The sequence below is a fragment of the Enterococcus sp. LJL98 genome, from assembly GCF_054871745.1.
Genome location: NZ_JBTXLU010000002.1, coordinates 1 through 21,581 on the forward strand (window position 1 = coordinate 1; position 21,581 = coordinate 21,581).

The window sequence follows — 21,581 nt, forward strand, 5'->3', positions numbered from 1 at the left end:
ACCGAAGTTCGATGAAAAAGAAGCGTTCGACTTGCATGTATTAGGCACGCCGCCAGCGTTCGTCCTGAGCCAGGATCAAACTCTCATTAAAAAAGTTGAAACAATCTTTCGATTGTTAAGCTCAAAATTTTTGCTAGCTTAATTGCTTGCTTGTTGTGTTTGTTTCTATTAATAGAAACATCCTACACATTGGTTCGTTTGCTTGCTTTGTTCAGTTTTCAAAGGTCTACGTTGTTTCTCGCTTGTTGTTTTAGCAACTCTTATATCATATCAGCGTGACAATTGATTGTCAATACTTTTTTTGAAGTTTTTTTATTTTAAAAAACATTCATTTTTTCGAGTCATTCGCAACAATTTTTATATAATAACAAACAAGCGAATTGATTGTCAACACTTTTTTTGTTTTTTTTAAGCATATTTTTAAGAAGAAACCCAACAGAGTCGTTTTATTCAAACGTGTTATCATCTCTTCTTTTTAAATGCTTCCAGAATCATAACATAATTATTTCTTTTATTCAATCTACTTTTTTAAAGAACACTTTGGTTACTTCCACTCGAAAGGTTACTTTGATTAAAAGAATGGCATGCCTTCAATTTTAAACGCTTGTATCAGTTCCCGAAACTGTTCAGCATCCTCCCAACAAATATTGGTTGGTAATACCGGTACTTCTTCTTTTTCTGTCATCTCAAAAACAAACAAAGGAATTTTTTCATTGTCTTCGAAACCATTTGTTAGTTCAACTAACTGGATTGTCGTAACATCAAGGCAAGCTTCTTCTTTTAACAATTGCAAGGCACAGGCTAACCCTGTCCGTTCGTTTGAGAGTTCAACTGTTAGAAACTTAATTTCCGTCCCTGCGTTGTGAAGTAAAAACCGTTTTGTTCCGTCTTTCAAATGCAAAATAACCGTCCCAGCAACCTTTTTTTTATTCAACATTATCACCTCGTCGTTTAATCTAACTGCTCCATCATATCATATTTTTCTAATCATGCTACTGTATTTTCTTTGATTTCTGGTTGAGCAGAGCCTCCATCGCTTCAGTGATCCAAATCGGTAACGCTTCCTTGATTGTCATAAAGCCAATCTTCTTATATTTATTGGTGAAATATCTTTTCTTGCGATTTCCTTGTTGAATAAACTGTTCTTCTAACGTACGCCTAGATAAGCTAATTTTTTGACTGTATTCATCAATATCAATGACTTGTACCTGAAGCTTCTCACCTATTTGTAAAACTTCTTGGATATTTTTTGTATAACCAGATTGAACTTCTGACACATGAATCAATCCTTGCGTTTCTTCATCTAATGAAATAAATGCACCGTAGGGCTGGATTCCTGTAACCAAACCTTCTAATACATCTCCTATTTTACAATCCATCGTTCTCCCTCTTTTCATTGTTGTCTTTTTGATTATACTAGTAAGTGAAGTGAAAATGAAGGAAAGATTTTTTTGAAGGAGGAAGAAAATGTCACAATTTGACCAAATATTGAACCGACGCCAGACAAACAGCGAAAAATGGGACAGTATCGAAAAAAACTTCGGTGTCACTGATTTAGAAGCCTTTTGGGTTGCCGATATGGATTTTCGTGCCGCTCCTGCAATTCAAAAAGCCTTAAGCAATTATGTCGCAGCTGGTATTTATGGTTACCATACCTTGCCAGATTCACTCTATCAAGCGATTATTTCTTGGCAAGCAAGAAGGCACCACTACTTACTAAAAAAAGAAGAGATTCTTTTTAATTCAGGTGTTGTCCCTAGCCTTGTGATGTGTGTTCAAGCTTATACGCACCCCGGAGACGCCGTGCTCATTCACGACCCGGTCTATCGTCCTTTTAGTGAGGTCATTGAAAAGAACCAACGAAAACTTGTTCGTTCCACTCTTTTAACGGTGGATGGCAAATTCCAAATGGATTTTTATGAAATGGAATCCCTCATCATTCAAAACGATATTAAATTATTCATTTTATGTAATCCCCAAAATCCTGGTGGTCGCGTTTGGTCCAAAGAGGAACTAAAACAGTTAGGGCAACTTTGCCAAAAACATCAAGTCATGGTCATCAGTGATGAAATCCATCAAGATTTGATTTTAGCCCCCTACACCTTTACCTCTTTTCAAACAATCGATCCAAGTTTCGAAGCCTTCTCGGTTGTTTTGACTTCGGCAACGAAAACTTTTAATTTAGCTGGTGTCAAAAACTCCATGCTTTTTATTAAGAATCAAAAATTAAGAGAAAAAATGATTGCTTTGCAAGAAGCGACAAGACAAAGTGAAATCAACTCCTTTGGTTTAATCGCAACAGAAGCTGCCTACAACGAGGGAGAAGAATGGTTAGAAAACTTGCTTGACTACATAAAAGAAAATATCAAAATGACGACCGACTTTTTTAAAAACCACTTGCCGAAAGTAAAAGTGATGGAGCCTGAAGGTACCTACCTCATGTGGCTTGATTTTTCTGCCTTTAATTTGACAGATGACGAATTAACACAGAAGTTAATCTATGAAGCTCGGGTCGTATTAAACCAAGGAGACTTCTTTGGTCCGGCAGGTACTCAGCATGTCCGTCTCAACGTCGCTTGTTCTAGAAAACTTTTGGAAAAAGGATTGAAGCAAATAGCGGAAATTTTCGCTCCTCTAGGTGAAATATAATATGCCCCTCGGCTCTCTCCACTTTCTAAGTTTGATGCTGGGAATCTTCGCTTCGTTTCTTTCTACTTTAGGTATCTTCATTTAGGGGAATCCATCAAAACACAACTTTTTCTTTCTTCTGTTTTTAGTTTCGCAACTTGCAGATTGGAGCGTTTTAGCAGATACCTTTCGTACAATCAGAAATTGCTGGCATCGAACGCTTTCCCCTTTTATCTTAATTTTTATTTTTAAACAAAACCAAAAAAAGCAGGGAATAACTTCAAATAAAAAAGAACTCAGAGACTTTTTTTCTAGTCTTCGAGTTCTTTCTTTGCATTTTTTAAGAAGATTAATCTTCGATGATCTCAACAGTCTCAATCACAACATCGTGAACCGGACGGTCTTGAGGGCCTCTTTGTACGCCACCAATTTCATCAACGACGTCCATGCCTTCTGCCACTTGACCAAAAACACTATGACGGAAATCTAACCATGGTGTTCCACCTTGTTTGTAAATTTCCACTACTTCTTCTGGGTAGCCTGCGCCTGTCATTTGGCTAACCATGTTTGCTGGAACATTTTCGTTGTTAACAATAAAGAATTGGCTTCCGTTTGTATTTGGACCTGCGTTTGCCATTGATAACGCACCACGAAGGTTAAATAGCTCTTTTGAAAACTCGTCTTCAAATTTTTCACCAAAAATACTCTCGCCACCCATACCTGTTCCTGTTGGGTCGCCGCCTTGAATCATAAAATCAGGAATAACGCGGTGAAAAATCACCCCATCATAATAGCCTTTCTTCGACAGCCCAATAAAGTTTTCTACCGTTCTTGGTGCATGTTCTGGGAATAATTGAATGGTGATGTCCCCGCGATTTGTTTTAATAATGGCTTTAGGGCCTTTTTGATTTCCTAAATCTAATTGTGGAAATTGAGACAAAAAAATCTCCTCCTTCATCTTTTTATATTCATATCATAGCGAAAATCCATTAAAAATGCTACACTTTAATTTCTTTGCTATACTATTAAAAGAAGTCAAGCAATGAATCTTGAAGGAGGAACACAATGGACATTTATGATATTACGATTATTGGGGCTGGTCCAGCAGGAATGTTTGCAGCCTTTTACGCGGGAATGCGCCAAGCAAAAACTAAAATTATTGATACGTTACCACAACTCGGTGGGCAGTTAGCGACACTTTATCCCGAGAAATACATTTACGATATTCCTGGTTACCCGAAAATTAAAGCTGGTGAACTCGTCCAAAATTTAGAAAAACAAATTACCACTTTTAATCAACGCTACTGTTTAGAAGAAGAAGTCTTAAAAATCGAACGACAAGAAGACGTCCTTGAAATCACTACAACAAAACGAGTGCATTATTCTCGTGCAGTTATTTTAGCTTTAGGAAATGGTTCTTTCCAACCACGAAAACTCGCTTTAGAAAACGCCGAGTCTTTTGAAGGACGCGGAATTGATTATTACGTGACAGATTTAATGAAATACGCTGGAAAAAAAGTTGCAATTGCTGGTGGTGGAGACTCGGCCATCGATTGGGCTTTAATGCTCGAACCCATTGCAAAAGAGGTGACCCTTATTCATCGCCGACCGGAGTTTCGTGCCCACGAACACAGTGTTGAATTATTGAAAAAATCTTCTGTCAATGTGTTAACCCCTTATTTAATCAAAGAGATTTCAGGAGACCGTTCCCTAGAGACCGTTCATCTGGAAAAAGTCAAAGGTGAAGAAACCATTGATTTGTCCGTTGATTATTTAATCGTTAACTATGGCTTTTCATCGACACTCAACTTAAAAGAGTGGGGGTTAAACAGCACGCGACAAGGAATCATTGTTCACCCTGACATGCGCACCTCAATGGAAGGCGTCTATGCTTGTGGCGATATCGTGCAATACGAAGGTAAAGTCAAATTGATTGCTACTGGTTTTGGTGAGGCTCCGACCGCAATCAATAATGCCCTCCACTACATTAATCCGAAAAACCGGACACAACCTGCCCACAGTACAAGTATTTTTGGTCAATAAGCAGGTGAAAAAAAACGAAAAACGAGTAGACGATGAAAGGATTTGTCTACTTATTTTAAAACAGATACTTCTATAAAAACAAGGGCTGGCAACTTTCGTCACAGGCCCTTGTTTTTTTATTTAACTATATTCCTCGTGCCACTCACGCAATTTTTGTTGCACAAGAATTAACAATGCTTCGGGTGTTTCAGCGCCAATCCGCTCCCCTTCAAAAAGACAAAAAGGAAACTGTGCACAATAACTACATTCGCTTAAGCAACTACTCACCATCACATCGACTTCATCCATCGCTTCCACTGCATCTAAAACGAGCTGTGTCCCATGAGCCAAATTTGTTTGGCAAAATTCTACAAGAGGGAACATTTTTACCACTTTCCTTTGCTTGAAAACTAAAAATAGTATAACATGAAATAAATACTGCGAACATCAATTTGATTGGAGGGTTTTAAACATGCATTTTGAAACAAGCACTTTAGAAGAAAAAGCACGGCAATTACTTGGAGATCGCGGCGTGTCGATTGTCGATATCGCAGAATTAGTGATGTTTTTACAAGTTGAATATATCCCCCACCTGACCTTAGAAACTTGTATTGATAGCGTGAATGCCGTCTTAACGAAACGAGAAGTGCACAACACGATTTTAACGGGCATTCAACTGGATATCTTAGCGGAAGAAGATAAATTACTCCAACCGCTTCAAAGTATTGTCGAAGAAGACGAAGGTCTTTACGGCATTGATGAAATCTTGGCTTTATCCATCGTCAATGTCTATGGTTCGATTGGCTTTACAAATTACGGTTACATCGATAAAGTCAAACCAGGTATTTTAGCAAAATTAAATGACAAAGACGGTGACCGGGTCCATACTTTCTTAGACGATATTGTCGGTGCCATCGCTGCGGCTGCTGCCAGCCGCTTAGCCCATAGTCATCCTGAAACAACAGAATAAAGCAAAAAACGGACTGGAAAGCCCTCTTTCTTTGCCTCTGAATGCAATGATTCAGGCGCAACAATTGATAGACTTCTGTCCGTTTTTTTATTTGATTGGGCGTTTCCCCAGTCGAAGTAAGAGGAACAATAAGAATTCCAGTACGATAAAAAACAAAATAAAACACCACATAAAAAAAGATTCCGGTAAAACAGTAATAATTGGATCTGTTAATGGATCAAAGAGCCAGTCGTCATTGCGAAAGAAAAGTTCATGGAACATGACAAAAAACTGGTTAAAACCAACGGCCATCACGCCGAGCAAACCGACAGGAAGAAGCATCCCCCACTGCATGGGGCGCACCAAACGCCATTGTCTATGTTCTTTCACAAGCATGTATAGAAAAATCACACTTGGAACGATTGTGACGAGCAAAACACCGTAATTTAGTAGAAACAAAGCCTTTACATCATAAAAATGTCCCAAGCCCGCTTCTGACATCGGAAAATCGGGTAACTTTAATTCTTTCACCCACGGACGGTTCAAAAATTGTAGCAACAAACGATAATTGTAACGTAAAGTTTCCTCTGTCAAACCTGAGACTTCAGTCAAATGTTCTTTAGCAATCATCCAATGATAAAGTGGTCGAAATTGAATGGTAAAGGTAATTGAAAAACTAATGATTGATAAAAACAAGCTCAAAAGTCCCCCACGTTCGAGCCATTTTCTTTGATTATTTTTCATCATTAAAACAACCATTCATCGAGACTATCCACAATGTAGGTAGGTGATTTTGGCAAATGAGGAACGGCAGCTTTCGGTGTAAAGCCAGACAAAACAAGTAACGAATCAATCCCATTTTTCAGTCCGGATTGGATGTCCGTTTCATAGTTGTCTCCCACCATTAAGACTTCTTCTTTACTCATTTGCATCTGTCCGAGGGCTTTTTCCATAATAATCGCTTCCGGTTTTCCAATATAAACGGGTGCTTGTTGGGTCGCGGTCTCAATTAACGCGATGAGGGAACCCGCCCCAGGAATTAACCCTTTTTCTGTGGGGATATTTTTATCCGGATTGGTTCCGATAAAGAGTGCCCCTCCCCTGATCGCTAAAGTCGCAAGCATCAGTTTTTCATAGGTCACTTCCGAATCTAAGCCAACAACCACATAATCCGGATTTTTCTCTTCCCACTCAAAACCAGCTTGTAAGATGAGTTGAATCAGGCCTGCTTCACCAATCACATATACTTTGGATCCTTTTTTTGCATCTTTCATAAAATCAACAGTCGCAAGGGCCGCCGTGTAGATGTCCTTTTGATTCACTTGTAAAGAAAATTCTTCTTTTAGACGCTTCGCCACCGTTTCAGGTGTCTTTGTCGTATTATTCGTGACGAATAAAAAAGGGATGTCTTTTTTTTGTAAGGTTTCAACAAAACGCTTACCAGCTGGAATGATTTCTTTTCCTAAATAAATCGTCCCATCTAAATCAATTAAATAACCATTATATTTCATTAATCTTCTCTTTTCCTGATTGTAAATCCTTTATTTTTTTCTTTTTTCTCTTCGTCCGTTTTTACTTTCGGTTGTCGATTTTTTATTTTTGCTTTTGGTTTGACTTTTTGTGACTTTACAAATTCTTTCTTTTCACTAATGTGTGCTTGATTGGTCGGCTGTTTCGGTTTTCGACGACGTTGTTGGTTTTTTTCTCGCTTGCCACCCACACGTTGAATCACAAAATAAGCGCAGCCAAAATTACAATATTCATATAAATAGTCTTCTAATGCGTCAATTCGTTGTTCTGGCATTGCCTTTCGATTACTCGCTTCAAAGAAACCACGCAATCGAAGTTGCTCATATCCCCAATCGCCCACAATGTAATCATAACGAGCTAAAACTTCGCTGTAGCGCTCGCCTATTTTTTCAAGTACAAAACCTTCACGATAGTTCGCTACAAGTTTGTACTGACGGTTTCCTATCATAAAGTCTGTCTCGCTTAAAACGACAACAGCCTCACCTTTTTTGGATTCTTTTACGACCGGTTCTTCGACAATTTCTTCTAAAACGGCCGTCAATTCCTCGGTTAAGTTTTTTTGTTTTCCGCTCATTTTTTCACCACCTTGTTTTATTATACCCTGTTTTTTGTTCCTTGAATAGCCGATAACCGATGGAAAGTCTACTCATCAAAGACGACGGGATACTGTTGCGTCAAATGCGCACCCAAAACCGTCCGGATAAAATCAGGAAATAAAAATTCAATTTCCCCTGCAATTTCAATTGTTGGAAAAAAAGGAATAAAGGACCAATGATCAACCGTCGTAAATGTATACAAAGCTGTCGGAAGGACCTCGCTTCCTTGCCAAGTCACACAATCATTCGTTTGGTCATAATGAAAACCTGTGTAAACAATCTCGCCAAAACGTTTCCCACGAAAGCCCATCCCAACAATCGGAAAACGGTGTAAAAACGCGCGATTTTTTTCGATTTCTTTTACTAGACGGATAAAATCACGGCCTTGTAAAGTAACCCGAATCAAGTGCATCGGATGCGGTAAAATCTGATGTAAATCTTCTTGATTCACAGGCCCTTTCGATAAAGGGCCTAAAAAGAGACCGGTATTTAGCATCGCAACGGCTGTCTGCCCACGATTTTTAAGCGCCGTTAATGTTTCACTCACCAAATCATTTTGTCCCGGTTGATGGATGGGAAGTGAACGCGGGAGCTGGCCGACAATGAACTGTTGTAGTTGTTTTTGACCCGCCTGTAAATACCCTTCAATTTCTTGCACATCTTCTGGTAAAGCAAGCATTTCATCTGTTGGAAAGGTCCGAGCTTGTTTGCGAACGATTTGTTTGGCTTGATTGATTTCCAACTCAACTTCCCCTACATATAGTCCAAAGCGACCGGCTGCAGCTAACAAGGTCTCGTTCACAAGCTCCCCTTTTTCAAATAGATGATGTGTATGAGAACCTAAAATGACGTCAATCGCTGGGATTTCTTTTGCAATTTGAATATCTTCTTCGACACCTAGATGACTCAAGAGAACGAGGACATCAACCTCTTTTTTCAAACGGACAGCTAACTGCGGTAGCACTTCTTGCCAAGCACGAATATCCCAGCCGTTTGGTTGATAGGTTAAAGGAAAATAAGCGGTCAAACCAATGAAGCCTACCTTGGTTCCTTTTGCAGTCGTTTGAATATGATAAGGTTTAGCCCAATGAGGAAGAGCCAAAGTACGGTTGTCAAACAAATTGGCTAAGAGCACTTGAAAATTCGCCTCCTCATACAAACAATCCAACTCCGCTTTACTATTTCCTGTTCCTTCATTATTACCAATTGTTGCGTAATCATACTGCACCTGATTCATTAAGCCAACATTGGCCTTTCCTTGAGTTGCTTCAGTGAGCGGATGCCAGCGATCTGAAAAATCACCTAGATCGACGGTCATCACTGCTTCATCCGCTGTTGGTCGCTGCCGTTCTTGAATAAACCGCCGAATCTTTGGCCATTTTTCCAAGTGGGAATGCAAATCATTCGTGTGAATGATGCGAATTTGTTCCATTTCCTTCACCACTTTCTTTTCTTCCATCCATTATACTGTGAAAAATCGTTTGAGAACATAAAAAAAACCTAAGCTTTCTCAACTTAGGTTTTGGATATCGTTATTTATAAAAGGGTTTCCCCATTTTTCATTTTGTCATCCAGTCGCGATGAATCAAAACAATCAGACACATGAGAACCGCTGCTTAGTGCTGCTTCCTTCCAGATCTGACACGCTTCACAACGTTCTCATTGTCCTAGCCTTGCGGCAAAATATAGTATAACCCATTCTCGCTCGAAAGGCTAGTCTTTTTTGTTATTTTCTCTCTTTTTTTCTTTTTCTGCTTTCTTTCGTTGACGTAATGCTCGAAAAAAATCTGAGAGGAGTTGGCTGCATTCTTGTTGCAAGATTTGTGATTCTAAATAACACCAATGATTAAAGCGTTGATCTTCTAAAAGGTTCAATAAACTTCCGGCCGTCCCCCCTTTTGGATCATAAGCACCAAAATAAACTTCTTCGATTCGAGAGAGTAAAATGGCTCCGCTACACATTGGACAAGGCTCCAGTGTGACAAATAATTGGGCCTCTTCTAAGCGAAAATTCGTTAAATGAGCACACGCTTCTTGAATAGCCATCATTTCCGCATGGGCGGTTGCGTTTTGTGTCGTTTCTCTTAAATTATGTCCACGACCAATAATCTCCTTGTTTCGGACAACGACTGCACCGATTGGCACTTCAGCTTGTCCTTTCGCTTTTTCTGCCTCACGAATCGCCGCTCGCATAAAAAATTCTTTCTCTTCTTGTGTTAACGTACTTTTTTTCTCCACTCTTTCACCTCAAAAAAATTAATCAAAAAAAATAAGGCAAGTCGTCTACAGGACTCTTCACCTTATTTTACACGAATTAAAAGATTGAATCGACAATTTCAGATAATTTGTCTTTCGTATGACCGGTTGCTGCCTTTACATTTTCACCGTAATGTGCAACGCGCTCACACCCTTTTCCAATTTTTTCACCTGTTCGAATGAGACTTGCAATTTCTTCATCATTTAAGTTATCAATGACATTTAGTAGCTTCTCATTCCCTTTGAACTTTACTTTAACAAAGTTTTTTACTTTCTTACGATTGGAAAGTTGTACGACTTTCTTAACAATTTTCTCAGAGACAATCACGGTTGTTGCGATACTCGCAACAGCTGCAATGCCTAATCCAACGGTTACTTTTGTTGATGTTTTCATTTCGTCTCAGCTCCTTCGCTCATTTGTTTCTATCATACCACGATTTTCAAAATATAAGAATTAAAATCCATGACGGAAATAACGACAGAACGCCTCTTTAACTGCAAACAAATTTTACTTCCTTTTATTTTGTTTTGATTAATTGCGATTGTTACCGCGGTTTCCAAATAAAAGGACTAAACGTAGTAACTGAAGCAAGGTCGCAATCGCTGCTGCCACATAAGTTAAAGCAGCTGCAAATAAAACGCGACGGGCCATCGGAACTTCTTCTTCCGTCAGCAAGCCCCCTTCGCTCAATATTTTTAACGCTCTTCTTGAAGCATCAAACTCAACTGGTAAGGTCACTAATTGGAACAAAAAGGCCATCGAAAAAGCGAGCAGGCCTAAATTAATGATAAAATTCCCACTATTCCCACTAATCAAAAGACCGATCAAAATCAGTGGCATCGATAAGGTTGAGCCTAGATTCGCTACTGGAACGATCGCTGCTCGCAATTTTAAGGGCCCGTAACCAACCGCATCTTGAACAGCATGTCCACATTCATGCGCAGCCACACCAATCGCCGCTACCGAGGTCGCTTGAGCCGTTGCTTGTGATAAACTCAAAATTTTCGTACGCGCATTATAATTATCCGTGAGATTTCCAGCAATCCCTTGAACCCCTACATTATGAATTCCTTCTTTTTCTAAAATATACTGCGCGGCTTGCGTGCCAGACACTTGATTGCGACTTCGTACTTGATCGAACTTATGAAAGGTACTTTTCACGTAAGCAGAAGCAGCCATCGAAAGAACCATACCGATAATGACTAAAATAAACGTCGAATCAAAAAACAAACCATAACCGTACATCATTGTCAGATCTCCCTTCTCTTTCTTCTATCACAATCATTATAATGGAATTTTATGAAAAAAGAATGAAGTTTTCAATAAAAGAAGACGAAACGCCTATTGAAACGATGTCGGGACTCGTTCATTTTGGATTAATTGTTGATAGGTTTGTCTCTGAACAATCACTTCCGCTTTGCCGTCGTTCACTAACACAACTGCTGGAATGCACAATTTATTATAATTGCTGGCCATTGAATAACCATAAGCACCCGTTGAAAAAGTCGCAAAAAGATCACCTGTTTCTACTTTTGGTAAGGCTAAATCTTTGATTAAAATATCCGTACTTTCGCAAGCCTTACCGGCAATCGTCACGACTTCTTCTTCAGGTTCTGCCGCCTTGTTAGCGAGCATTCCTGTATATTTCGCTTCATACAATCCTGGACGAATATTATCCGTCATCCCACCGTCAATCGCCACATATTTACGAACTCCCGGCACTTCTTTAATACTCCCAATTTGATGTAAAGTAATCCCTGCTTCTGCAACAATACTCCGCCCAGGTTCAATCACAATCGTTGGACGCGTTAGCTGATGCTTTTCACAAAAACTGTCGGTTAATGCCATTAAAGGGTCTAAAAAATACTGATACGGTTGGCGCGTATCTTCTGGCAAATAGCGCACACCAAAGCCTCCACCGTAGTTTAATTCTTTCAATTCATAGTCAAAAACTTCTTTGATTTTTAAAACCAAATGTAAGGCTGTTTCAGCGGCTAACAAGTGCGTGTCATTCGTAGCTAACTGGCTACCAATATGAAAATGCAACCCGTAAAACTCAATTTCCGGTGCTTCAATCGCTTGATTGATTAACGAAAAGAGTATTTCTTCCTCCAAAGGAATCCCAAATTTGGAATCTTTTTGTCCGGTCGATATAAAATCATGCGTTGCAACTTCCACTTCTGGCGTGATTCGAAAAAGAATGTTTGCTTTTGTCTGTTTCTCCTGACACAAAGCGATTAACCATTGTAATTCTTGCAAACTATCCACAATGATTCGGCCAACACCATATTCAAGAGCCATGCGCAGCTCATCCAGTGATTTGTTATTTCCATTGAACTCAATTTTTTCAGCAGGATAATCCGCTGCTATTGCCGTATACAATTCACCTCCACTGACAACATCCAAACATAGACCCTCTCTTTCAACGATTTTTAACATCGCTAGCGTATTAAAAGCTTTGGATGCATAGGCCACTCGAACATTTTCGTACTTTTGTATAAAATCGGTTTGCAGCGCTTGACACTCTGCAACGATCGCTGTTTCTGAAACAACATATAAAGGTGTCCCGTAATTTTTTGCCAAGGCAACAGTATCACAACCGTCCCAGTATAGATGGTTATTTTTAATAGTTTTCATTCTTTTTTACTCCTATTCTTTTTGAACAATCCTTTGTAAAACGAATTCGATAAAACCGGTTCGCCTCTTCTTAACATCGAAGTTCATTATTTTTTCATTTATTTGTCAGAATCCTCTTGAATTATTCTAATATTATCGTTATCATTTTAATAATCTATGCTATATTTCTATATTTATCAAGTATTTTACAATATTTTCTAAAAGAAGCATTTTTTGACTATTTGAAGGGACGTGTTCACTGTGACAATTTTTAAAGGTTCTGGAGTCGCTTTAATTACTCCAATGAAACAAGATGGTTCAGTTGATTTCGAGCAATTAAAAGCGTTAGCCGAATGGCATGTACAAGAAGGTAGCGATGCAATCATTGCATGCGGCACCACAGGAGAAGCTTCAACGCTAATAGATGAGGAGCATCTAGCTGTCATTGAGACCGTCGTGAAGCAAGTGAACGGCCGTATTCCTGTCATTGCAGGAACGGGTTCCAATGATACCCAACATGGGGTGCATCTTTCTGTTGAAGCAGAAAAACGAGGTGTTGATGGCCTACTGGTTGTCACTCCTTATTATAATAAAGCGACGAAGAAAAGCTTAGTTGCGCACTATGAAGCGATTTGTTCCAAAGTTTCGTTACCAGTTATTTTATATTCTGTTGCTTCACGAACGGCCCTTAACTTAACCCCCGACATGGTGGCTGAATTAAAGAAAATCCCCAATATTAAAGGAATCAAAGAAGCCAGTGGCGACATTTCGCAAATTGTCGCGATTGCTGGTCTCGTGGATGAAGACTTCGCTTTGTATTCTGGCAATGACGATCAAGTCTTACCTATGCTTTCTGTGGGTGGAAGCGGCGTGATTTCAACTATTGGAAATATCGCACCCAAACAAACCTCGCAAATGATCCATGATTATTTTGATGGAAAATTTGAAAAAGCCAAAGAAGCACAATTAGCACAATTACCGCTCATTCATGCGATTTTTTCCGAAGTGAATCCCGTGCCGGTAAAAACAGCAGTTGGCTTACTAAAAAACCTTGAAACCAATTATCGTTTACCTCTTGGTCAACCCGAGGAAGAAACAATTGCCTTATTAAGAAAAGAAATGGCCGCTTACGGTTTATTATCGGAGGAAGCGTGATGAAAAAAGTTTTATTGATTGGTTGCAATGGACAAATGGGACTTGTCGTTCAACAAGCCATTTTGCAACACCCAAAAGTCGAACTCATCGCAGGAATCGATCGTAATCCTGGAGAACAGACTTCTTTTCCAATTTACAAAACATTACATGAAGTAAAAGAAGAAATCGACCTCGTGATTGATTTTTCCCATCACTCCATGACGAAAAATGTGTTAGATTTCTGCTTAAGTAAACAACTACCCGTAGTTATTGCGACGACAGGACTTTCAGAAGAACTCACTGCAACAATTCAAAAAGCAGCGGAACAAATCCCTGTCTTCTATTCGGCAAATATGTCTTTAGGCGTCAACGCACTCATCCGTGCATTGCAAAGTGTGGCACCAATTCTAGAAGAAGATTTTCAAATCGAAATGATTGAAAAACACCACCGCTATAAAAAAGATGCGCCTAGTGGGACAGCTTTGTTATTAGCAGATTCAATCAATGACGTCTTACATACAAAAAAAGAGTACATTCACGGACGTACTGGCAATGAAAACGAAAATAACATCAATGAGATTGGCATCCACGCGGTACGTGGTGGATCGATCCCGGGAGAGCATACCGTCATCTTTGCTGGTGAGGACGAATTACTTGAATTTAAACACACGGCTTTATCTCGCGGTATTTTTGCGAACGGTGCCTTAAAAGCAGGGTTATTTTTAGTCGAACAACCCAAAGGCTTTTATAGTATGAATGATTTACTACAAAATACTTAAATAACAAAAGGACTGTGACTTAAGATGTCGCAGTCCTTTTCGTTTAAAGTTGTTCACTGACTAGATTTTTCAATCGTTCCTCTCCTGATTAAACAGATGGCTTATAAGATATTGCCTTACCTGTTTGAGCCGAAGCATACGCACACTCTATGATTCGAGTAACTTGTTTGGCCATGGCAAAATCAAGATTGGGTATTTGCATGTCCGATGAAGCCGTCACTAAATCGATAAAGCGTTCAATCGGATAAGGACACGGCCTTTTTATTTCTGCTAAAGGAACCGAGCGTTTCTTCTCGTATCCCGGTATCACGTTACTCTGCAGTAAAACAATCGGCTCTTCATGTTCGTTGCCAATGACTTGTATCAAACCTTGTGTACCAACCAATTCCAAATAGTTGTCTAAAGAGGTACCAATCATCGACGTTTGCGCCGTCGCTATCACCCCTGATTCGAATTCAATGACCGTACTGGACTGCTCATCGACGCCACTAGCAAATTTCTCATTCATTAAACAGGTAATTTGCTTAGGTTTTCCGCAAAAAAAGGGCAATAAGGTAAAGCCATGACAACCTAAATCAAGTGTTGCACCACCTCCTGCTTGTGCCTTATCAAACCAGTAAGCTGGCAGGTGTTGATGGGTCACTGCACCGTGCGAGCGACGAAAATAGGCAGAAGTCACTTCTCCTATTGCCCCATCTTTGATTCGCTTCTCGATATTTTGATAAATCGGGTGAGACAATGATTCTAGCGACAGGACAAATTTGACTTGGTTCTCATAGACTGCAGCTTCGATTTCTAAACAATCTTCTAAGCTTAATGCCAAAGGCTTTTCACAAAAAATGTGTTTTTTATGACGCGCAGCTAACAAGAGTAGCTCTTTATGCATCATCGTTGGTGCTTCGATTACCACTGCTTCAACGAGAGGATCGCTTAGAATTTTTTGATAGTCGGCTTCAAATTTCCCACCATATTTTTTTGCAGCAAGTTCCCCACGTTTTCTCTCAAAGTCCCAAACGTAGTAACACTCGGCTCCTTTAGCTCGAGCTTTTTCCATATATTTTTCTGTATGTACGTGCCAAGCGGTAACTAGAGCAAATCGCATTTCTCTACATCTCCTTCTATTACAACAGTTATTTAAAGCTGTTTTTTCTTTTATTTTAGCCGATCATTGACACAAGAATCAATTCTTTCACGAACTTCTTTTCCCGACGTTCCCTTCATTTGCTGATTTTATCTTTTTTTTCACAAAATATTAGACATTTTTCTTTTTTCTGTGTAGAATACAGTCTATAAAGAAAGTTTTTCTTTAGCAAGTCTCTCGTTCCATTCTACTTTGTGAGCGAAACAAAAGACAAGAAAAAAAGAAATGTGGGGGATTCACATGAAAAAGATCAAAATTGCAACACTTGCAACAACTGTATTATTAACAGGTGGGATTTTAGCGGCATGCAGCCCAGACAAAGCACCTGAAAGTAGCACTTCAACACCAGAGTCTTCAGTAGCAAGCTCAACAGAAGAAGATGTTGTCACTTCTGCTTCAATTAGCGACAAACCGGAAGTAATCGCAAATGCTTTATCAGCAGATGGCACTTGGATTGCAGCAGCAACTGGCGATATTACTTTTGATAAAGATTTAGTTGTTGATGGCGAATTCCATGATAAAGACGATGCTTCTGCAGCGATTTACCGTAAATTAGCTTTACACACACAAGACGATAAATTCAATATCTTAGAAAACTTCACTTTAACTGCTCCTAAAGTTGTGGTTAATTCTGAAAACTTTACTGTTTTCTACGGAACAATTAAAGGCGATATCGAAGTGAACGCAAATGGTTTTGCCTTAATTGGTACAAAAGTTGAAGGAAACATCACTTTCACAAAAGAAGAATACAAAGAATCTGCAGACTTAGACAAAGATGGGAAAGGTGCAAGCGTGACGGGCGAAGTCACCGTTGCAGAATAACCCATGATTAAAAGGCGACTCCATTTCAGTTGGAATCGCCTTTTTTGCTTACTTGAACCAAGGCTCATTGAAATGCAAGGTCTTGCCATCTTTAGCAATCATTGCTTCCACTCCATATGGCAGTATCATTCGTGGGTAGGCATGACCAAAGTTTAAATTGTATAAGATAGGGAATTTTGGATCATCGATGACTTCGACTAGAATTTCTTGGTAGGCTTTCGTATAGACTTCATCTTGAGGTTTTCCTACCAGTAATCCGGCAGCCTTGTCAAACACTTGGTGTTCTTTGAGTTTCAATAACATCTTACGAAACAACTCTGGTTTAGGCTTTTCTTCTGATGTTTCTAAAAAGACAATTTTTCCTTCCCATTCGGTAGGGTTCGGAAACAGTTGGTACTTTTCACAAAGTGCCACTTCTTCCGGGTAGCGTTCTCCAGCCAACACATCATAGAGGCTTTCTAAACAACCGCCTAGAAAAGGGCCTGTGACTTCCTTTGCTCCTTGTAACCAAACATGTCCCGTCAATTCTTCATGCGCGACCCTTGGTTGCCCAATGGCTGCTGCTGAGAAGTCCTGACGTTCTTTATACCAAACGGGACTAGCAATTACCGGTGCTTGCGTGTTCGCACCTAAATAACGAAATACTTGTTCTTTTGTATAAGGAAGCATTGTTGGACCAATATCAGCAAAATCTGTCAAAAAGGCGGGGCCGTAAAAACTCGTCATGCCTAAACGATAAAACATCAAATGATTGATAGTTGTATCCGAATATCCCGTAAATAACTTGGGATTTTCCTTTACTGCAGCTACAAATTCAGGATCATCCAGTAAGTATGGCAACGTACGAAAGGTATCATCCCCACCAATGCCACAAATAATTCCTTTGATTTCAGGATTTAAAAAGGCGGATTTTAAATCAGCTGCTCGTTTTTCCGGATGGTTTTTCACGTATGCCATTCCTTTTAAAGCGTGGGGCATGAAAACAGGTTTTAACCCCATTTCTTCTAAACGCCGACTCCCTATCTCGACATTATGTTGGCAAAAATCTTCTCCTAGCGTCCCACTAGATAAACTCACAATTGCAACTTTATCCCCTCTTTGTAATACGGGTGCTTTTCGCATAATCTCACTCCCTCTTAACATAGAATTAGCATTGATTATACCGATTTTTTTCAAGGAGACAAGTATTTTTATCTTTTCCCCATTAAGTACCCTTGTCTTGGTGTCACTTTGAAGGCTTCTGCTAACTGCCATAGTTGCTCATCTGTAATCGTTTGTAAAATCGGTCCTTGAGCCCTGACACACGTATAAACTTCTGCGGCTTTTTCTGCCGTCTCAATCAAACCAAACACCTCATCCATCGTTTGTCCTGCACCATAAACGCCGTGGTGTGGCCAAAGTACCAAGCGTGTTTCTTTCATCTTCTGTGCCGTTGCTTCTCCAATTTCCGTTGTCCCTGGCACCATCCAGGGAATCAGCGAGACGCCTTCTGGAAAAACAACTAAGCATTCCGTACACATCTGCCACAAGGTGCGAGTGAGTGCCCGTTCTTCTAGAGAATGAGTAAAAGTCATCGCCAGCAAATGGGTTGCATGGTTATGCATAATAATCCGATGTTCTTGGTCAACGCCTAAACGAGCGATATGACTCAATAAATGACTTGGTAACTCACTTGTTGGTACGGAATCTTTTTCAAATCCCCAAAGCAATTCGACTGCCTTTCCTGACCGACCAATCCGAATAATCCCTAAACACTCTGTTGGATGTCCTTGAACGTTTTTAAAATACTTACCTGAACCCGTCACTAAAAAGAGACGTCCTGCCAAAGCCGAACCGTCGATGGCTAAAGGGAAGGTTCGGATAATTTTTGTGAGGTCTAGATAAGGCCGCACTTCTTCTTCTGTAAGTAGGTAGGAAATATTCCCCCCATTTCTTTCATCCCACCCTAAACGATATAAGTTGGTGGTTGTTTCAATCATTTCTTGGATAAATGGTGCTTGTAACATTTCCATTTTAAATGCCTTCTTTCATCTAAAAGAGTGCTACTAATTTGATTAGTAACACTCTTCACAAGTTTTATTGGTGTGCTTTACATTAAACTTTGGTATAACTCAATGATTGCTTCAATCGTTGTCTCACGAGGATTTCCTGGAGTACAGACATCATTGAAGGCATCTTGCGCAATTTTTGGTAAGTCTTCTACTTTCACACCTAACTCTGAAATCGTCTTTGGAATGCCAACGGCTGCACTTAGATCATCAATTGCTTGACACGCGGCATCCCTTGCTTCTTCGATAGTCATTTCATCGACACCTGTAATGTTTAAAACACGAGCGATGTCCCTATATTTTTCACCAGTGAAAGCTTTATTGTATTTCATAATCGTTGGTAATAATGAAGCGCAAGCAACACCATGCGGAATGTTATACCAAGCACTTAGTGGGTGCGCCATGCCGTGAACCAATCCTAAACCAACGTTTGAAAAACCCATGCCTGCGATATATTGTCCCAGTGCCATCTCTTCTCTGGCTGTTTGATCCCCATTGACAGATGCTTCCAATGAACGCCCAATAATTTCAATCGCTTTGATATGCAACATATCACTCATTTCCCAAGCACCTTTTGTAATGAATCCTTCAATCGCATGCGTCATCGCATCCATTCCTGTAGAAGCTGCTAAGCCTTTTGGCATCCCCATCATCATTTCACTGTCAATAAATGCCACTAACGGAATATCGTGAGGATCTACACAAACGAACTTACGCTGATTGACTTCATCCGTAATAACATAATTGATGGTTACTTCTGCTGCCGTTCCTGAAGTTGTTGGGACAGCTAAGATAGGTAAACAAGGATTCTTCGTGTCCGCCACCCCTTCTAAACTAATGACATCGCTAAATTCAGGATTCGTCATAATAATTCCAATTGCTTTAGCTGTGTCAATTGGTGATCCCCCACCGATTGCAATCATACAATCTGCTCCGGATGCTTTCACCGCTTCCACACCATCCGTCACATTTTTAATCGTTGGATTTGGAACAATCCCATCATAAATTTCATAAGCAATCCCTGCTTGATCGAGTAAATCTGTTACTTTGGTTGCAACTTTGAAGTCCATTAAATCTTTGTCCGTGACAACAATCGCTTTTTTGTAGCCTCTTGCTTGGAATTCAGTTGGGATATGATTAATTGCGCCTTTTCCAAAATAAGAAGTTTCATTTAAAATCATCCGGTTTACTGTCATGTTCTTACTTTCCTTCTTTCATTTTTTTATTTTAAACCAAGTAGGAGCGTTAACACTCCTACTTGGTTCATTGATTTATTTGTATAATGGTCCGAAATGTTCACAAGCTTTGAAATCGGCCCCTTCTAAATCTTTCGTACCAAAACCACTAAATGCATGTGGACGGAAGATGCGTTCGCGTGGGATATTGTGCAGGGCAACCGGAATACGTAACATACTTGCTAATGTAATAATATCCGCTCCCACGTGTCCATGAACCGTTGCACAGTGATTGGATCCCCAATAATTCATGACATCATAAACCGTTTCAAATCCTTCTTCCCCTAGGTTTGGTGCAAACCAAGTTGTCGGCCACGTTTTGTCGGTTCTTTCATCTAGTATTGCATGCATCTCGTCATCCAAGACAACGGTATGACCTTCCGCGATTTGTAAAGTTGGTCCCACACCTTCTACCATGTTTAAACGAATCACCGTCACAGGCATTTCTGCTGCTGTCTTAAAGTGTGAGGAGTAACCGCCACCACGGAAATACTCATAGTTTGCACGGCACCAATCCGTCGCTTCCAAGCACGCTTCCACGTCTTCTTCAGTCATGTTCCAAAACTCTTTCATTGTACCATTGCCCTTTTCGTCTTTGGCTGCGGCACTGCCATCCAGTGCAGATGCACCAGAGTTAATTAAGTGTAAAATCCCATTTTCTGCTTTCCCCGTTAATTTTTTCCCTGTCACACGTTCAACCGCTTCTGGGCTCCAATACGTACGAACATCTGAAAAAATCGGTGCCTTGTTTGTTACAAGGGTACCAAATAACATGGAAACCGCATTCAAGGTATCATTTTCCGTTGCAAAAGCCGTCACAGGACGTGGCCCATTCCAGTCAAAAGTCGAGGCCATCACTGCTTCGGTAAAATCTCCGTTTGGTAGCCAGTCAGTCCATTGACGTTGACCTTGGAAACCACCTGCAATGGCGTTGCGCCCACGCGCTTCTTCTTTCCAACCAATTTCTGCTAACTTTTCATTTCCAAATAAGATATCACGGATAATTACTGCTTGTTTCGCAATAAAATCCCAATCTTCATCTGCTGGTACGACTTTCGATTTCGTAATGACTTCCGGATATTCTTTGCCAATGTTGATGTCGATACCTTCTTGGCATTTTTCTTGAATCCAAGCATAAGCTTTTTTATATTCTGCTTCATCGTAAATACCTAACGTCATTCGGCGCAAAATCTCAGTCATGTCAACAAACTCGACAGGCATTCCTAAGTACTTGCCAAAGAAATGATCGTCAACTTGCGAGCCGGCAATCCCCATACAAGAAGCCCCAATATTAACGTAAGACTTCCCTTTCATTTGGCCAACTGCAAAAGCACCTCGAGCAAAAGATAGGATTTTTTCTGCGACATCTGTTGGAATGGTATTGTCATCTAAATCTTGGACATCTTGACCATAAATTTTAAAGGCTGGCATCCCCTTTTGAGCGTAACCTGCCATCGCTGCCGCTAAATAAACCGCGCCAGGACGCTCAGTTCCATTAAATCCCCAAATGGCTTTTATTGTATTGGGTTCTAAGTCCATGGTCTCTGTTCCATAACACCAACTTGGCGTTACTGAAAGTGTCGCGATGACATTTTCACGGCTGAATTGTTCCGCAACAATCCCTGCATCGCCACGCCCCCCAATGGTGCGCTCACCGACGACACACTGAACAGGTGTCCCATCGGCATAGTGTAAGGTACTTTCAATTAATTCTTTGGCTGCATGTGCCATCGCCATTGTTTTTTCTTCTAAAGATTCACGTACGCCACCTTGACGTCCATCGATTGTTGGTCGAATTCCAATTTTCGGATAATTTTTCACGAT

General features: G+C 40.1%; 23 protein-coding genes, 1 rRNA gene and 1 other RNA gene. 6 read left to right on the forward strand and 19 right to left on the reverse strand.

The annotated features are described in order from the left end of the window. The 3 genes from ACYSNO_RS03640 to ACYSNO_RS03650 form a co-directional block, all read right to left on the reverse strand. Window positions 1-91, reverse strand: a 16S ribosomal RNA gene (locus tag ACYSNO_RS03640); the annotation flags it as partial. 480 nt (window positions 92-571) lie between these two features. Next, window positions 572-937 (reverse strand): hypothetical protein, encoded by a 366-nt coding sequence (locus ACYSNO_RS03645; RefSeq protein WP_461729717.1) that lies wholly within the window; start codon window positions 935-937, stop codon window positions 572-574. Window positions 938-992: 55 nt separating this feature from the next. Next, window positions 993-1,379 carry a CvfD/Ygs/GSP13 family RNA-binding post-transcriptional regulator gene (locus ACYSNO_RS03650; RefSeq protein WP_461729718.1) on the reverse strand — a complete coding sequence of 129 codons (387 nt, stop codon included), beginning with the start codon at window positions 1,377-1,379 and terminating at the stop codon, window positions 993-995. Between the two features lie 88 nt (window positions 1,380-1,467). On the opposite strand from ACYSNO_RS03650, the gene ACYSNO_RS03655 reads away from it, so the two are divergent. Next, window positions 1,468-2,649, forward strand: a complete 1,182-nt coding sequence (locus tag ACYSNO_RS03655; RefSeq protein WP_461729719.1) for a MalY/PatB family protein — start codon at window positions 1,468-1,470, stop codon at window positions 2,647-2,649. Between the two features lie 328 nt (window positions 2,650-2,977). Here the strand turns inward: ACYSNO_RS03655 and ACYSNO_RS03660 are convergent, their stop codons facing one another. Continuing rightward, window positions 2,978-3,568, reverse strand: coding sequence for a peptidylprolyl isomerase (locus ACYSNO_RS03660; protein WP_461729720.1), 591 nt, complete (start codon window positions 3,566-3,568; stop codon window positions 2,978-2,980). Window positions 3,569-3,693: 125 nt separating this feature from the next. On the opposite strand from ACYSNO_RS03660, the gene ACYSNO_RS03665 reads away from it, so the two are divergent. Next, complete coding sequence (locus ACYSNO_RS03665) at window positions 3,694-4,671, forward strand: NAD(P)/FAD-dependent oxidoreductase (RefSeq protein ID WP_461729721.1); 978 nt, start codon at window positions 3,694-3,696, stop codon at window positions 4,669-4,671. A 120-nt stretch (window positions 4,672-4,791) separates the two neighbouring features. On the opposite strand, the gene ACYSNO_RS03670 is transcribed toward ACYSNO_RS03665, so the two are convergent. After that, a complete protein-coding gene (locus ACYSNO_RS03670) occupies window positions 4,792-5,034 on the reverse strand; it encodes a DUF1450 domain-containing protein (protein WP_461729722.1) in 243 nt (80 codons plus the stop codon). Window positions 5,035-5,122: 88 nt separating this feature from the next. On the opposite strand from ACYSNO_RS03670, the gene ACYSNO_RS03675 reads away from it, so the two are divergent. Further along, window positions 5,123-5,620 (forward strand): phosphatidylglycerophosphatase A family protein, encoded by a 498-nt coding sequence (locus ACYSNO_RS03675; protein WP_461729723.1) that lies wholly within the window; start codon window positions 5,123-5,125, stop codon window positions 5,618-5,620. Between the two features lie 87 nt (window positions 5,621-5,707). Here the strand turns inward: ACYSNO_RS03675 and ACYSNO_RS03680 are convergent, their stop codons facing one another. The 9 genes from ACYSNO_RS03680 to lysA all read right to left on the reverse strand — a co-directional run bounded on the left by ACYSNO_RS03680 (window position 5,708) and on the right by lysA (window position 12,619). After that, the gene (locus ACYSNO_RS03680) at window positions 5,708-6,358 is read right to left on the reverse strand and encodes a TIGR01906 family membrane protein (RefSeq protein WP_461729724.1); all 651 of its coding nucleotides are present in this window, start codon (window positions 6,356-6,358) and stop codon (window positions 5,708-5,710) included. After that, entirely contained in the window at window positions 6,346-7,110 is a 765-nt protein-coding gene (locus tag ACYSNO_RS03685; RefSeq protein ID WP_461729725.1) for a TIGR01457 family HAD-type hydrolase, read from the reverse strand. The genes ACYSNO_RS03680 and ACYSNO_RS03685 overlap by 13 nt, the downstream gene beginning before the upstream one ends. Further along, complete coding sequence (locus ACYSNO_RS03690) at window positions 7,110-7,703, reverse strand: YutD family protein (RefSeq protein ID WP_461729726.1); 594 nt, start codon at window positions 7,701-7,703, stop codon at window positions 7,110-7,112. Before ACYSNO_RS03690 ends, ACYSNO_RS03685 begins: the two co-directional genes overlap by 1 nt. 68 nt (window positions 7,704-7,771) lie before the next feature. Continuing rightward, entirely contained in the window at window positions 7,772-9,157 is a 1,386-nt protein-coding gene (locus ACYSNO_RS03695; protein ID WP_461729727.1) for a bifunctional metallophosphatase/5'-nucleotidase, read from the reverse strand. Between the two features lie 148 nt (window positions 9,158-9,305). Then, window positions 9,306-9,404, reverse strand: an RNA gene (ffs, locus tag ACYSNO_RS03700) — signal recognition particle sRNA small type. 34 nt (window positions 9,405-9,438) lie between these two features. After that, a complete protein-coding gene (gene tadA / locus ACYSNO_RS03705; protein ID WP_461729728.1) occupies window positions 9,439-9,963 on the reverse strand; it encodes a tRNA adenosine(34) deaminase TadA in 525 nt (174 codons plus the stop codon). 76 nt (window positions 9,964-10,039) lie between these two features. Continuing rightward, window positions 10,040-10,375, reverse strand: a complete 336-nt coding sequence (locus tag ACYSNO_RS03710; RefSeq protein WP_461729729.1) for a hypothetical protein — start codon at window positions 10,373-10,375, stop codon at window positions 10,040-10,042. Window positions 10,376-10,513: 138 nt separating this feature from the next. Continuing rightward, entirely contained in the window at window positions 10,514-11,227 is a 714-nt protein-coding gene (locus ACYSNO_RS03715; RefSeq protein ID WP_461729844.1) for a zinc metallopeptidase, read from the reverse strand. 96 nt (window positions 11,228-11,323) lie between these two features. Beyond that, complete coding sequence (lysA, locus tag ACYSNO_RS03720; protein ID WP_461729730.1) at window positions 11,324-12,619, reverse strand: diaminopimelate decarboxylase; 1,296 nt, start codon at window positions 12,617-12,619, stop codon at window positions 11,324-11,326. Window positions 12,620-12,859: 240 nt separating this feature from the next. Between lysA and dapA the strand changes: the two genes are divergently transcribed. Together dapA and dapB are read left to right on the forward strand one after the other, a co-directional pair. Continuing rightward, a complete protein-coding gene (gene dapA / locus ACYSNO_RS03725) occupies window positions 12,860-13,753 on the forward strand; it encodes a 4-hydroxy-tetrahydrodipicolinate synthase (RefSeq protein WP_461729731.1) in 894 nt (297 codons plus the stop codon). Further along, the gene (gene dapB / locus ACYSNO_RS03730; protein WP_461729732.1) at window positions 13,753-14,511 is read left to right on the forward strand and encodes a 4-hydroxy-tetrahydrodipicolinate reductase; all 759 of its coding nucleotides are present in this window, start codon (window positions 13,753-13,755) and stop codon (window positions 14,509-14,511) included. The genes dapA and dapB overlap by 1 nt, the downstream gene beginning before the upstream one ends. An 88-nt stretch (window positions 14,512-14,599) precedes the next feature. On the opposite strand, the gene ACYSNO_RS03735 is transcribed toward dapB, so the two are convergent. Further along, on the reverse strand, window positions 14,600-15,613 hold the full coding sequence (locus ACYSNO_RS03735; RefSeq protein WP_461729733.1) for a Gfo/Idh/MocA family protein: 1,014 nt from the start codon (window positions 15,611-15,613) through the stop codon (window positions 14,600-14,602). 279 nt (window positions 15,614-15,892) lie between these two features. Here ACYSNO_RS03735 and ACYSNO_RS03740 point away from each other — a divergent pair, with 279 nt between their 5' ends. After that, window positions 15,893-16,474 (forward strand): polymer-forming cytoskeletal protein, encoded by a 582-nt coding sequence (locus ACYSNO_RS03740; protein ID WP_461729734.1) that lies wholly within the window; start codon window positions 15,893-15,895, stop codon window positions 16,472-16,474. 48 nt (window positions 16,475-16,522) lie between these two features. Here ACYSNO_RS03740 and ACYSNO_RS03745 read toward each other — a convergent pair whose 3' ends face one another. The 4 genes from ACYSNO_RS03745 to ACYSNO_RS03760 form a co-directional block, all read right to left on the reverse strand. Further along, window positions 16,523-17,596, reverse strand: a complete 1,074-nt coding sequence (locus tag ACYSNO_RS03745) for a S66 family peptidase (protein ID WP_461729735.1) — start codon at window positions 17,594-17,596, stop codon at window positions 16,523-16,525. A 68-nt stretch (window positions 17,597-17,664) separates the two neighbouring features. Continuing rightward, window positions 17,665-18,486: a rhamnulose-1-phosphate aldolase gene (rhaD, locus tag ACYSNO_RS03750; RefSeq protein WP_461729736.1), complete on the reverse strand. Its 822-nt coding sequence runs from the start codon at window positions 18,484-18,486 to the stop codon at window positions 17,665-17,667. Between the two features lie 77 nt (window positions 18,487-18,563). After that, window positions 18,564-19,718: a lactaldehyde reductase gene (fucO, locus tag ACYSNO_RS03755; protein WP_461729737.1), complete on the reverse strand. Its 1,155-nt coding sequence runs from the start codon at window positions 19,716-19,718 to the stop codon at window positions 18,564-18,566. A 75-nt stretch (window positions 19,719-19,793) separates the two neighbouring features. Continuing rightward, on the reverse strand, window positions 19,794-21,578 hold the full coding sequence (locus tag ACYSNO_RS03760) for an L-fucose isomerase (protein ID WP_461729738.1): 1,785 nt from the start codon (window positions 21,576-21,578) through the stop codon (window positions 19,794-19,796). Window positions 21,579-21,581 lie beyond the last annotated feature (3 nt).